Annotated in this window: 16 protein-coding genes; 14 read left to right on the top strand and 2 right to left on the bottom strand. The window is 59.8% G+C overall.

Translation table 11 applies throughout. The features are described 5' to 3' along the window. Nucleotides 1–152 precede the first annotated feature (152 nt). The 6 genes from msrB (at nucleotide 153) to ACVOLZ_RS01270 (ending at nucleotide 4,161) form a co-directional block, all read left to right on the top strand. Complete coding sequence (gene msrB, locus ACVOLZ_RS01295; protein WP_028876940.1) at nucleotides 153–596, top strand: peptide-methionine (R)-S-oxide reductase MsrB; 444 nt, start codon at nucleotides 153–155, stop codon at nucleotides 594–596. Between the two features lies 1 nt (nucleotide 597). Further along, nucleotides 598–1,092 (top strand): peptide-methionine (S)-S-oxide reductase MsrA, encoded by a 495-nt coding sequence (msrA, locus tag ACVOLZ_RS01290; protein WP_028876941.1) that lies wholly within the window; start codon nucleotides 598–600, stop codon nucleotides 1,090–1,092. 187 nt (nucleotides 1,093–1,279) lie between these two features. Next, nucleotides 1,280–1,984 (top strand): glutathione S-transferase N-terminal domain-containing protein, encoded by a 705-nt coding sequence (locus ACVOLZ_RS01285; RefSeq protein ID WP_054662466.1) that lies wholly within the window; start codon nucleotides 1,280–1,282, stop codon nucleotides 1,982–1,984. After that, complete coding sequence (locus tag ACVOLZ_RS01280) at nucleotides 1,981–2,949, top strand: magnesium and cobalt transport protein CorA (protein WP_481514800.1); 969 nt, start codon at nucleotides 1,981–1,983, stop codon at nucleotides 2,947–2,949. Before ACVOLZ_RS01285 ends, ACVOLZ_RS01280 begins: the two co-directional genes overlap by 4 nt. A 94-nt stretch (nucleotides 2,950–3,043) precedes the next feature. Further along, the gene (locus ACVOLZ_RS01275) at nucleotides 3,044–3,616 is read left to right on the top strand and encodes a hypothetical protein (protein WP_054662472.1); all 573 of its coding nucleotides are present in this window, start codon (nucleotides 3,044–3,046) and stop codon (nucleotides 3,614–3,616) included. Between the two features lie 95 nt (nucleotides 3,617–3,711). Further along, nucleotides 3,712–4,161: a hypothetical protein gene (locus ACVOLZ_RS01270; protein ID WP_200909198.1), complete on the top strand. Its 450-nt coding sequence runs from the start codon at nucleotides 3,712–3,714 to the stop codon at nucleotides 4,159–4,161. A 112-nt stretch (nucleotides 4,162–4,273) separates the two neighbouring features. Here ACVOLZ_RS01270 and ACVOLZ_RS01265 read toward each other — a convergent pair whose 3' ends face one another. Both ACVOLZ_RS01265 and ACVOLZ_RS01260 read right to left on the bottom strand, forming a co-directional pair. Continuing rightward, nucleotides 4,274–4,765 (bottom strand): DM13 domain-containing protein, encoded by a 492-nt coding sequence (locus ACVOLZ_RS01265; RefSeq protein ID WP_481514799.1) that lies wholly within the window; start codon nucleotides 4,763–4,765, stop codon nucleotides 4,274–4,276. A gap of 3 nt (nucleotides 4,766–4,768) precedes the next feature. Further along, nucleotides 4,769–5,239 (bottom strand): peroxiredoxin family protein, encoded by a 471-nt coding sequence (locus ACVOLZ_RS01260; protein WP_481514798.1) that lies wholly within the window; start codon nucleotides 5,237–5,239, stop codon nucleotides 4,769–4,771. Between the two features lie 662 nt (nucleotides 5,240–5,901). On the opposite strand from ACVOLZ_RS01260, the gene ACVOLZ_RS01255 reads away from it, so the two are divergent. The 8 genes from ACVOLZ_RS01255 (at nucleotide 5,902) to ACVOLZ_RS01220 (ending at nucleotide 12,222) form a co-directional block, all read left to right on the top strand. Further along, nucleotides 5,902–6,507 carry a sulfite oxidase-like oxidoreductase gene (locus ACVOLZ_RS01255; RefSeq protein ID WP_481514797.1) on the top strand — a complete coding sequence of 202 codons (606 nt, stop codon included), beginning with the start codon at nucleotides 5,902–5,904 and terminating at the stop codon, nucleotides 6,505–6,507. After that, complete coding sequence (locus tag ACVOLZ_RS01250) at nucleotides 6,500–7,246, top strand: FAD-binding oxidoreductase (protein WP_481514796.1); 747 nt, start codon at nucleotides 6,500–6,502, stop codon at nucleotides 7,244–7,246. Before ACVOLZ_RS01255 ends, ACVOLZ_RS01250 begins: the two co-directional genes overlap by 8 nt. Before the next feature lie 255 nt (nucleotides 7,247–7,501). Next, nucleotides 7,502–8,782, top strand: coding sequence for a thiolase family protein (locus tag ACVOLZ_RS01245; protein WP_481509477.1), 1,281 nt, complete (start codon nucleotides 7,502–7,504; stop codon nucleotides 8,780–8,782). A gap of 225 nt (nucleotides 8,783–9,007) precedes the next feature. Next, on the top strand, nucleotides 9,008–9,280 hold the full coding sequence (gene grxC, locus ACVOLZ_RS01240; protein WP_279704292.1) for a glutaredoxin 3: 273 nt from the start codon (nucleotides 9,008–9,010) through the stop codon (nucleotides 9,278–9,280). Nucleotides 9,281–9,498: 218 nt separating this feature from the next. Next, entirely contained in the window at nucleotides 9,499–9,765 is a 267-nt protein-coding gene (locus ACVOLZ_RS01235; protein ID WP_481514795.1) for a hypothetical protein, read from the top strand. Nucleotides 9,766–10,045: 280 nt separating this feature from the next. Beyond that, nucleotides 10,046–10,576: a peptide-methionine (S)-S-oxide reductase gene (locus ACVOLZ_RS01230; protein ID WP_481514794.1), complete on the top strand. Its 531-nt coding sequence runs from the start codon at nucleotides 10,046–10,048 to the stop codon at nucleotides 10,574–10,576. Between the two features lie 131 nt (nucleotides 10,577–10,707). Next, the gene (locus ACVOLZ_RS01225) at nucleotides 10,708–11,721 is read left to right on the top strand and encodes a zinc-binding alcohol dehydrogenase family protein (RefSeq protein ID WP_481514793.1); all 1,014 of its coding nucleotides are present in this window, start codon (nucleotides 10,708–10,710) and stop codon (nucleotides 11,719–11,721) included. A 69-nt stretch (nucleotides 11,722–11,790) separates the two neighbouring features. Continuing rightward, a complete protein-coding gene (locus tag ACVOLZ_RS01220; protein WP_481514792.1) occupies nucleotides 11,791–12,222 on the top strand; it encodes a GlcG/HbpS family heme-binding protein in 432 nt (143 codons plus the stop codon). Nucleotides 12,223–12,357 lie beyond the last annotated feature (135 nt).

Below are 12,357 nucleotides of genomic sequence, written 5' to 3'. Positions count from 1 at the left end.
AAAGTGAATCAGATCGCGAAGTGCTTCAATGCTATCGCCGCGATACGTTGCACGTATTGGATAAATCCAAGGCGCGCTGCGATAGTCGTTGTACTGACTAGGAACACAAACGACAGTTTGGCTGCCCCACTGGATGCGTAACGGAGGCTATCGTGAAGTTTGAAAAGTCAAAGACAGCGTTGGACCGTCTCACCCCGGAGCAGCATTGGGTCACCCAAAACGCGGGTACCGAAAGGCCATTCACGGGCGAACACAACGACAACAAGAAGCCTGGCATCTACGTCGACGTCGTGTCTGGAGAGCCGCTCTTCGCATCGACGGACAAGTTCGATTCTGGCACCGGCTGGCCGAGCTTTACCAAGCCGATCGTTCAGGCCAACGTGAACGAGGTTCAGGACGGCGCCCATGGGATGAGGCGGACGGAAGTCAGGTCGGTACATGCCGACAGTCATCTTGGCCATGTGTTCCCGGATGGTCCGTCCGACCGCGGCGGCCTTCGGTACTGCATAAACTCTGCGTCTCTTCGGTTCATCCCGCGTGACGAGATGGAAGGCGAGGGATACGGCGAGTATCTCGATCAGATCAAGGAGGCTTAACATGCATCAGCGCGCAGTTCTGGCGGGTGGATGCTTCTGGGGCATGCAAGATCTCATTCGCAAGCAGCCGGGCATCGTTTCGACGCGTGTCGGTTACACAGGTGGCGATGTTCCCAATGCCACGTACCGAAATCACGGCACGCACGCCGAGGGAATCGAGATCATCTTCGACCCGGCGGTGACCAGTTACCGGAATATCCTGGAGTACTTCTTCCAGATCCATGATCCGACAACCAAGAACCGCCAGGGCAATGATCGTGGGCTTTCCTATCGGTCGGCCATCTACTATGTCGACGAGGAGCAGAAACGCGTTGTCGAGGACACAATCGCCGATGTAGATGCCTCCGGACTATGGGATGGCAAGGTGGTCACCGAAGTCGAGCCGGTGAGCGAATTCTGGGAGGCCGAACCGGAGCACCAGAACTATTTGGAGAATCGGCCGGGCGGCTATACGTGCCACTTTCCCCGTTCCAACTGGGTTCTTCCCAAGCGCTAAAACGGGGACCTTGTGCGGTCATCGGCCGGGGCTGAGGCAGAACCGTCTTCGCGGGTCGCGACCTGAGCCCCCGTCCTCCTCGCAGTCATCGATAACCGCGCCATTCTTCGGCGCGGTTATCGAACCCAGTGCTGATAGGGTTGAGTTCTCCAGTCCCCAGCCATCGCATCACCAGGATCGCAGAACCATGTCAGATCTCTCGTCCTTTCCGGTCACGAAGCGCTGGCCGGCATCTCATCCCGAGCGCATCCAACTCTATGCATCTCCCACGCCCAATGGCGTCAAGGTCTCGATCATGCTGGAGGAGACCGGCTTGCCGTACGAGCCCCACTTGGTCGATATCTCCAAAAACGAGTCAAAAGATCCGGCGTTCGTGTCCTTGAATCCGAACGGCCGGATACCGGCAATCATCGACCCTGCAGGGCCAAGCGGGAGCCCGATTGCGGTTTGGGAATCCGGTGCCATCCTCATCTACCTGGCCGAGAAGACCGGCCAGCTCATCCCAAATGCACCCGCCAAACGCTACGAAACTCTGACGTGGGTGTTCTTCCAGATGTCGGCCATCGGGCCGATGTTCGGCCAGCTAGGCTTCTTCCTGCGCTGGGGCGGGAAGGACTATGAAGATAAACGCCCACAACAGCGCTATATCGACGAATCCAAGCGACTCCTAGGGGTGCTTGATCGGCAGCTGGAAGGGCGCGAGTGGATCGTCGATGACTATTCGATCGCGGACATCGCGACGCTCGGCTGGGTAAACGCGCTGATCGAAACCTACGGTGCCGGCGACATCGTCGGGCTAAGCGAATACTCGAATATCCAAGCCTGGCTCGGTCGTGGGCTAGCTCGACCAGCTGTACAGCGGGGTCTGAAGATCCCTGCGAGGCCGGCATGAGCATCGTTGCCGCCTGCTATTACAACGAAGGTAAGCGAATCAGGGACGTCGCGCTCGACGAGCACGTCCAATGGGATAAGAGTCGATCGGACTTCTGTTGGATCGCGCTACACGACCCCACTGCCGAGGAGCTTCACGCGATACAAACGACCTATCAGCTCCATCCGGTGGCCATCGATAATGCGATGCACCCGCTGTGCCCGCCCAAGCTCGAGGTCTACAACGATGAGCTGTACGTCGTCGCCCAGACTGCCGAGCTGGTAGGCGACACGATTCGCTACGGGAAGATGGCAATCTTCACCGGTCACAATCATCTCATCACCGTACGGCACGGCCACGCCGGAGAGCTAGGTACCCTTCGAAAGCAACTCGAGGCTTCGCCGGCGCTGTTGGGAAAGGGCGTCGACTACGTGTTGCACGCGATCCTGCACCGGATTGTCGACCAGTATCTGCCCATCTTTGAAATGATCGAAGATGACGTCCTGGCAATGGAAAGGCGGTCACTTGGCGACTTTCTCGGACGAGAAGACGTCGCCCGCATCTTTGCACTGAGATGCGAGCTCACCCACTTCCAGCGTACGCTCGGAGCGATGGCCGAGTTGGTCAGAAAGCTGGTTCGCGGGCACTTTCCCTGCATCAGCGCCGATGTGAGGCCGTACTTCAACGATGTCGCGGACCACGTTGATCGCGTGCAGACCATGGTTAACGGACTACTTCAGGTCCTGTCATCTGTCTTTGAGTTCAGCAGTCTTCTGGAAGCGCAAAGGATGGGTAGGATCACCCGCCAGCTCGCGGTTTGGGCGGCTGTACTGGCAGTTCCGGCGGCAATCGCTGGAATATATGGCATGAACTTCACGCACATGCCCGGCCTGAATGCGACCTACGGATTCTTCGTCGTGATTGGGCTCATGGCGACGTCCTGCCTCATCCTCTTCTTGCGCTTCAAGAAGGCAAAGTGGCTTTGAATTCTGTACCCAAACATCTCCGCCGTCCTCCGGCAGTCCACAGCACGCCCCGTGCGGGCGCACGCTCCATTCAACGCGAGATGAAGGCGCCTCAATGAACACCCAAGTGACCGATGTCATAAGCGCAGTGCAGTCGTACGTCGCCAAGGGATACGACCGCGAGTATCGTGTCAAGGATGGCCATCTCGTCGATCTCGAATTCGGATCGAAACTGGATGCTTGCTCTATGCGTGTGGACGCTGCGCTGCGCCTGGAGAGTGGCGACGATGCGGAGGATGCTTCAAACATCTACGCGATCACGGACCCAAAGACGGGGCACCGGGGACTCCTTATCGACGCATTCGATGTGTTCGACGAGATTTGCCATGCGGACTTTTCCGAGCAGCTTTTGGCACATCGAGAAACGGTGCCGACAGGGGACCGGGATGTGCCGAGCAAGCACGGTCTGCGCAAGGTCTACAAGCGCGAGTTTGAACAAGAACCCGAGCGTTATGTCCTTCGGGAAGGGTTCCCCGACTTTCCCGCATGTCCCTTCGGCGGTGCCTTCAGCATCCTCGGATTTGATACCGCAGAGCAAACCTATGTTTGGCTGGTCACAAGCATCATCCGAGACCCCAGGCTGATCCGAGCTCCTTATCAAGGAGAGGACTTTGTCAGCGATGAATAGCCGCGTGGGCGGGATGACAAAGCTCAATTACACGGCGGTCCCCGGCGGATCCTGACGGGCAGACGGCTCCAATAGCGATACAAGGCGAGGTGATTGTGAACTGGAACAAAGACCACATCAGAGAGACGATGCTGTCGTTGGAAACGGCGGCCTTGAAGAGCGCTCGCGACACGTATCTAGGCTACGTATCGACTGCTCGGCTTGATCGAAGCGAGCCGATCGAGAATGACGAGCACGCTCAGGCGGAAATCGCGAGCGACCTCGCCGAAGGGCTTGATGACAAGCTCCATGACTATGCGGATAAAATTGAAAAGCTCGAAACAATCGATTTCGGGCCGAAGTCTACCGTCGTTGAGGGTGCCGTCGTTAAGTTGTCCGGCCGGTACTTTGTGGTTGCTGTGTCAACGAGCCAGTTCAACTGTCATGGGCAGGAGCTTATGGGCATCTCCACAATGGCGCCGATCTTCCAGGCCATTGAAGGCGCACGCGCGGGAGAGACCGTGCAGTTCAACGGCCGGAACATCACCGTAGAAAGTGTCGAGTAGATCTACTCCCGTTCTTCTGGCTGGCGCCTGCTCAAAGCGAGGCGAGCCCTCCCGCGAGACAGCCAGTTCAGGCCGGGGTTACACCCCGGCCTGACGGAATACAACGCGCTCGTCATTCTCGAGTAAGACGTGAGGCCTGGTACTCAGCGGCGCTGATGAACTGACCGAATGACTCGCACCAGATAACGACCGTGGTGTAGTCACGAACATCGGTGTCGGTCGGCACATCCACTAGGAAGCCGTTAAACGTCCTCACGTCTCCCACGCGGCGCGATACGTCTTTGACGCGGAGAAAGGCCGCCTCCGTGTCGACAAAGCGTGGGGCGAGATAGAGCTTGTAGTCGGGGCCTGGGGCTAGGCGCCCAAAGTGCGCAATGTGACTGCGCGATACACGCACCTCGCCTTCGCCCCAGTGGAGTCGATTGCTGCCTTTGAGGTCGCGCACGAAGCGCCCTGCGTAGAGCGTTTCCGCGGCGACCCGATCAAGTACCTCTTCATCCGGTGCTTCCGGAGCTGTCAGGATAGGCAGGGCATAGATGCCGCCGCCAAAACCTAGCGCGAGCACCGCTAGGTGGGTAGTGGTCAGGGTGAGCCATCGCCGCATTGACTATCCCTGCTCCAATGCCTTCACGAGTCGACCCACATCCAGGCGGAAGTCCGAGAGAATAATCCGACCACCCGCGTCGATGACCGTGAACCATGGCGTTCCTCGGGTTCGGTAGTCCTGCATGAACGTCGGATGCGTCGATCCCGCCGGGGGCTCGTCGTGACCAAATGCGACAGGAAGCGCGTACTCGACCTGGTTCGGTCGCAATCTCTCGAAGGTGTTCTCGTGCGCTCCTTCAAATACGGTTTGGATCACAGCAAATCCGACGCCCTGGTCGCTCAAGACGGCATGCAGCGCTTGGAGTGTCGGGAACCCATGGGAATGGCAGCCACCGCACCAGTCTTGGAATGCGAACAGGATCTTCGGTCCTGCACCCAGATCCGACAGTTTGAGAGGTGCGATTCTCTCTCCGTCGGCGCCAATCCATCGCTGCACTCGAAGCTCAGGTGCTTGTCGTTCGGACACGTTCATTAGATTCTCCACCCTTGATGTAGACCCCTGGCAAGTATCCGAGCGAGCAGCCCTTGCCGATCGCTCGAAGGCCCCTGCGGTTTGTCTCACGTACGCTTGATCCGCCAAGTCGGCACTCAAGCCGAGGCGTTCTCGGGATTCGTAAGAACCGCGCCTGAGACTATGAAGGTAAGCGCGAAACATTTGAAATAGCTTCGCGACATAGGCTCCATGCCTGATTGCCGCAAGGCGACGGCGCAGTTTGGTCAGCGGCGCGCCATCGAGAAATTCAGCTTTGCACGGCGCTGCATTGACCGAGCTTCCACGGCGGGGCGGAACATCAGGGGCTGTGCGGCATGAGCGACATTCCCCCGTTCCATACCGCCAAAGGAAAGGGACGCTGTCGGCTGTTAAGACGCTGACTGGGGATAGGCCACAAATCCCTGCCTGGGCTATCGAATACATAGCCCGTCGCTATTGGGCAATGGTGTCGATCGGATGCTACGGTTTCCAGGCGATGCGCGTGGCTCGCTGCGTCGGGGGAAGGTAGCTACTGATATTTGGCATCCGCTATTCTGGCCTTCACCCGGTTGCCCGTCCGGCAGCGACCTGTGCGAAGGGAATGCGCAGTGGTTCGTGATGAAACCGGTTCCTTTCTGTCGTGACACGTAAGGAGGTTCGCCATGGTCACCAGAGGATTCACTGGCCGCGGTTCGGGCAGCAATCAAGCGGATCGGGTTCCGCCTGGGCAGCATCTCGAGCAAGGCTTTCCGGTCCTGTCAGCCGGACCCACGCCGCTCGTTGATACTGCCGATTGGAAATTCACCGTCAAGATCGGCCCGAAGCCCGCCAAGGTGTGGAACTGGAGCCAGTTCAACGCCCTGCCGAAGACCAAGGTGACTCGGGATATTCACTGTGTCACGTCTTGGTCCAAACTCGATACCGAGTGGGAAGGCGTGCTGATCGAGGACATTCTTGCGGACGCCGGCCTTGGCCGGCCCACGGACTTCGTACTGGCGCACTGCTACGACGGGTACTCGACAAATGTTCCGTTGGTGGATCTGCTTTCGGGAAAGGCGATGGTTGCGCTCAGCTACGCCGGGAAGCCACTGCCACGCGACCATGGGGGGCCTGCGCGGCTTCTGGTGCCGCACCTTTACTTCTGGAAGTCAGCAAAGTGGGTGAATGCTCTGCAGTTCACAACGCGTGACGAGGCCGGTTTTTGGGAACTGCGCGGCTATCACATCTACGGCGATCCGTGGCGCGAGCAACGGTACAAAAATGACTGACAACGGCGATCAGCAGATACCGTGGCAGTCGTGCGTGATCGTCGGGATCGTGCAGCGAACGCCGACCATCAAGAGCTTGTTCCTTCGGCTGAGCAGATCATTTGTGCACATCGCAGGGCAGCACGTCGACGTCAAGCTGACCGCGCCCGATGGCTACAGCGCAATGCGTAGCTACTCGATCGCGTCATCTGCAAACGCAAGCTCGATCATAGAGATCGCTATTGAGCTTTTGCCCGATGGTGAGGTGTCGTCCTTTTTCCACGACGTCGCAGCCGTCGGGGACGAAATAGAACTTCGTGGTCCGCTGGGAGGCCATTTCCTTTGGCCAAAGCCTGCCGCAGACGCCGTGCTGCTGATCGGGGCAGGATCTGGCCTCGTGCCGTTGATGGCGATGATTCGTCAGCGCCACTCACTTGCCCAAACGTTGCCGACCGCGTTGCTCCTCTCTGCGCGAACCGCAAGGGACGTTCTCTTCTCGGAAGAACTTCATTCGATCGAGTCCAGCGATCCGGCATTCCTTATGGCTTTGGCAATTACGCGGGAGCGACCGGCCCGAGGCTTGGACTATGGGCGACGGATCGACGGCGCCATGGTCCAGGAGATCCTGACTCGGCTTGACCGAATGCCTACACACGTATTCGTCTGTGGATCCAACGGCTTCGTCAATATCGCGACGGATGCGGTTCTGCTTGCAGGCGTGGATGCCTCCAGTGTCCGAACCGAGCGTTACGGCGGCTAGTGGGAAATGGCCAAATTCAGTGCCTCTAGGTCTGTATGTTCAGCCCAGGATTCAGTCTGCAATGTTCTTGCCGATGACAAAGGCAGCTTGCCGGTTCCGTTCTAGAAAGGCCCAAACAGATTCTCCGGTGCGGGCAAACAGGGTGCAGCTAAACAATCCCTGGCCCCGTTGCACGCGCGTTAGCGCTTCGTAGGTATTCAGTGGCACCTGATACATCCATACCCCTCCGCAAGTTCAAGAAGGTAGGAGACCCACATGACTCGTTTTGCCGGACCCGTTTACGTAGCCGCTGGCCTTCGAACCCCTTTCGGACGAGGTGGAGGCCCGTTGTCGGCCTATGACGCCGTGTCCCTGTCGGTCCCTGTTGTAAAGGCGATGGCGGCCCAGGCGGAGCCAGATCTGCTCGTCTGGGGAACAGTGATTCCGAACATGGGCTGGAGCAACATCGCCCGCGAGACCTGGCTGGACGCCAAGCTCAGTCCCACGGTGCCGGCGTTCTCGGTCGTCCTGGCCTGCTCTACCAGCATGACGGCCACGTTCGCGGCGGCGGGGATGCTGGGCGGGGGAACGGAACTCACGATGGTCGGCGGGTCCGAAGTCATGAGCCGTCCTCAGATCGCATTAACGGCTGATGCATCCAAGAGACTCACGGACCTATTTGCGAGCGATCCCGCGGCCGCACTTGGCGCCCTCCAGGCTCTTACCCCCCGTGACTACCTGCTGCCCACAAAGGGCTGGGCCAACCGGATCACCGGCCGAACCATGGGCGACCATATGGAGGAGACAGCCAAGGCCTGGCAGGTCACGCGCGAGGCGCAGGACGACTGGGCGCTCAAGAGTCACCAGCGTGCCGTGGCGGGATGGGAGCGTGGCTTCTTCGACGATCTCGTGATCCCGCTGCCGGAGCTGGCGCGCGATGCGAATCCCCGGGCTGATACGTCGCCCGAACGGCTTGCCGCACTCAAGCCGGTCTTTGATCGCGACAGTGGAAAGGGGAGCCTGACGGCGGGCAACAGCTCCCCGATCACCGATGGTGCTGCCGGCTGCTGGGTCGCCACCAAGGCCGGACTGGCCCGACTCCCCACGGGCACGCCCTACGCGCGGCTCGTGGACTACGAGGTGTCTGCGGTGGATTTCCATACCGAAGGTCTGCTCATGGCGCCGGCGTATGGGATCCCTCGCCTGCTCGCCCGGAATCGACTGAGCTTCGCCGACATCGGGCTCTGGGAGATCCACGAGGCCTTCGCGTCCCAGGTCCTAGCGAACGTGGCGGCTATTTCCGACCCGGAGTGGGTGCGCACAAAGGCCGGCGTCCAGGCGGCAATGGGCGATTTCAATTGGGACCGTGTCAATCCCAACGGAGGCTCGGTCGCCATTGGGCATCCGTTTGGCGCGACCGGCGCGCGTGACCTGAGCCAGGCGGTGAAGGAGCTCTGGGCCATGCCTCCTGGCTCGCGCGCGATCGTCAGCATTTGCGCCGATGGCGGTCAAGGCACGGTTGCACTCCTCGAGCGCCCATGGATGGGAGATCAGTAAATTGACCGCGCCAGCATGCTGACGACCGCCGACGTGCTGGCGGATAGCCCAAAGTGGTCCAACGGCTGAAGTGACATGCGAACGACCCGCTAGCGGCATCCCGGAGTGACTTTGGGTCTGCGAACTGTGAGATGCCGTACGACGACTCCACGGCAGGTCTATGACTAACCCCCGGGTCTGGGCGCGACAGGCTCTGCCTCGACTATCGACTAAGGGAAACGTACCGTGAAACCAGACGTTCTCGTGTACACCAAGAGCTGGTGCCCGTACTGCCGACGGGCTATGGAGCTGCTCAAGGAGAAAGGCGTGCAATGGAAATCGATCGATATCGGGTCGGATCCAGCCCGCCGGCAGGCCATGGTCGAAGCATCGGGCCGAGGCACCGTGCCGCAGATCTTCATCAACGGCACTCATGTCGGTGGCTGCGACGACCTATTTGATCTTGATGCCGCGGGCGGACTTGACGAGCTCCTCGCGCGGCCGCCACCTCAAGACTAAGCTACTGCAGTCCGGGCCAAGTAGTTCGCCGACACCGATTCGGCTGTCCGCGGTGATGAGATAGTCCGACGGGATGGGAAGTCTGGCAGCAAGGCAAGACTGCAATGGGCTTCGCGCCTGCCTCTCGGCTGGAGGGCTGCCCCCGGTTTAATCTGCTACGGCTGCCACGAGTTCCCAGAAGCCATGTGCGTTCTGACGATCAACACGAGTGAGCTGAGATGGAGCACGCCGATTTCGATGCCGCCTTCAAAGCGATGCCGGAGGGATACGCCGAGGGCGCGTACGAAGGCCGCCGTTTCGGCGTGACCGTTAAGCGATCCGAGGATGGTCGTCGCAACAGCCTCTTTGCAAGGGAGTTGGCGGGGACAGACATTGTCAGCTTCAATCTCTATCGGGTTGCGTCAGATCAGACGTCACTAAAGCCCTGCGAAATGTCCACCCAAAAGGTCGTGGCATTCGTGCTGGGGTTTCGTCCTGACCCCTGACGGGCGATAGGACGCCTAGGCCAACGGGTCGGCATGAAGATGCCAGCGCACCACGGCGGCGCGTACCGCCAGGGGTATAGAAGGCATAGACGTTGGTTATTGGACTTCGGATGGATATGAATCCATCGTCTAAACGTTGCTGTCGCTGGGCGGAGCGTCGCGTTCTGCCCCTGCAAGCCATAGTTCAGAAGGAATAAGCGATGACGCCCAGGCGTCCTGCCACCGGTCCGAGCAATGATCTGCGCAAAGCCACGCGTCGAATTGAACCGAGGCATGGACTGTGACCATCGCAAAGGCTGGCTTTGGCGGGGGATGCCATTGGTGCACGGAAGGCGTGTTCCAATCATTGCGCGGCGTCACTCAGGTTGACCAGGGATTTGTCCAGTCAGACGCGCCTGCAGATACGTGGGCAGAGGGCGTGATCGTCACCTTTGATTCGACAGTCATTCAGTTGGAAACGCTTTCCGAGGTGCACCTCAGAACGCACTCCGCGACGAGAGCGCGCTCCCCTCGAGGCAAGTACCGCAGCGCGATCTACCTCTTTGACGATCATCAGCGGCTTGAGGCCGAGCGAGCTATTTCCAGTTTCGCCGAACAGTCAGGCAAGCCGGTGCATACCCTCGTCATTCCTTTCAGGAGCTTCAAGGCGTCGGACGAGCGTTTCCAAAACTACTATCGAACCGATCCGAGCAGACCTTTCTGCCGCCTCTACATCGATCCCAAGCTGGATCTCATCCGACAACACTTTTCGGAGCTGGCACTCCCTGGAGCGACCGTGGCGCAGGCCATTGAAGGTGGCGATGGCGCGTAGGTCCAAAGCGGGTATTCGGTGCGCGAAAGGCTATAAGCCTGAAGCGCAACCGAGGGAATAAACGTGATTACTTCGGAACGCGCCACAGTTCTTCTTACTGCAATCGCACCTTAATCAAGCTGGAGACACCCATGAAAGCAGTCGGTTACAAGGTTCCGGGACCCATCGCCGAGAATGCCTCGCTGGTTGATATCGACTTGCCTCGGCCTGTCGCTGCGGGACACGACATCCTCGTTGAGGTGATGGCCGTCTCAGTCAATCCAGTTGACTACAAGGTTCGCGGCAGCTCACCGCCCGCGGATGGTGATTGGAAGGTGCTTGGATGGGATGCCGCCGGGATCGTGCGCGAGGTCGGCTCGGAAGTGACGCAGTTCAAGGCCGGCGACGAGGTCTATTACGCCGGATCGATCACGCGCAGCGGCACCAACGCGCAGTTCCATCTCGTCGACGCCCGGATTGTCGGTAAAAAGCCCACTTCGCTGGACTGGGCAGAAGCGGCGGCGCTGCCGTTGACGACGTTGACGGCATGGGAGGCAATGTTCGATCGCCTGGATGTGGCGAAACCCGTTCCGGGTGCCGCCGCCGCGATCCTCATCATTGGCGGCGCCGGCGGCGTCGGGTCGATCGCCATCCAGATCGCTCGTCAACGCACGGACCTCACGGTCATCGCCACCGCCTCTCGGCCGGACACCCAGGCGTGGGTGAAGGGGCTCGGGGCACATCACGTCATCGACCATTCCCGACCCCTCGCGGCCCAGATTTCCGAGCTCGGCATTGGCGCCCCCGCTTTCGTCTTCTCGACGACGCATACCGAGAAGCATGCCGCCGACATCGCCGAACTGATCGCCCCGCAAGGACGATTCGCACTGATCGACGACCCCAAGGTATTCGACATCATGTTGTTCAAGCGCAAGGCGGTATCGATTCACCACGAGTTGATGTTCACAAGGTCGATCTATGGCACGCCCGACATGAATGAGCAGGGCAAGATCCTCGATGCGATGGCCGTGCTGGTGGATGACGGCAAGATCCGAACGACGCTGACCCGGAAACTGTCGCCGATCAATGCCGCGAACCTGAAGACAGTTCACGCACTCATCGAAAGTAGTACGTCAATAGGCAAGATCGTCCTCGAAGGATTCTGACGAGCACCCCCCAGTATCCTTCCAACCCCAATAGAGCCGGCCGGATCTCCCGCCGGCTAAGGAAATCAGATGGCCAAGTCCATTGCTACCGCATCCATCAACCGCGAAACCGCAGTCGCGCTCATTGCCGCGGCGCTCGCCGCGGCACGCTCAATAGGTATCCCAGCTGCCGTTGCCGTCGTCGACGCCACCGGCAACCTGCGCGCGTTCGAGCGCACCGACGACGCACCTTTCCTCACCGTTGATGTTGCCATCGACAAGGCCTGGAGTTCTGCCTCGTTCGGCTACCCGACCCATGTCTGGAACGACTACGTGACCAAGGATCCCAAGGTGGCGCCGCTGGCCTATCGGCCCCGGATGGTCGCTGTCGGCGGCGGCTATCCGATTCTGGAGGACGGGAAATTGATCGGCGGGATCGGCATCTCCGGAGGCAACTATCAACAGGATCAGGATGCGTGCGTCGAGGCCCTCAAGAAAATCGGGTTCCAGGTACCCGCCTAATCACTGTCAGGGCCAAGGCGGGGGGGAAGGGGGGGAGGGGAGGCCGTAAAAGAACACGGGGGGGAGGGGGGCCGGGGGGGGCGGCCGCCGCGCCCAAAGGCTTAGGGGGTTTGTGGCCAGCGAAGAATAGAGTGG

The organism is Stenotrophomonas sp. STEN020 (assembly GCF_056760195.1).
The sequence above is the reverse complement of the archived record's forward strand: the minus strand, read 5'-3'. Positions and strand labels throughout refer to the sequence as shown.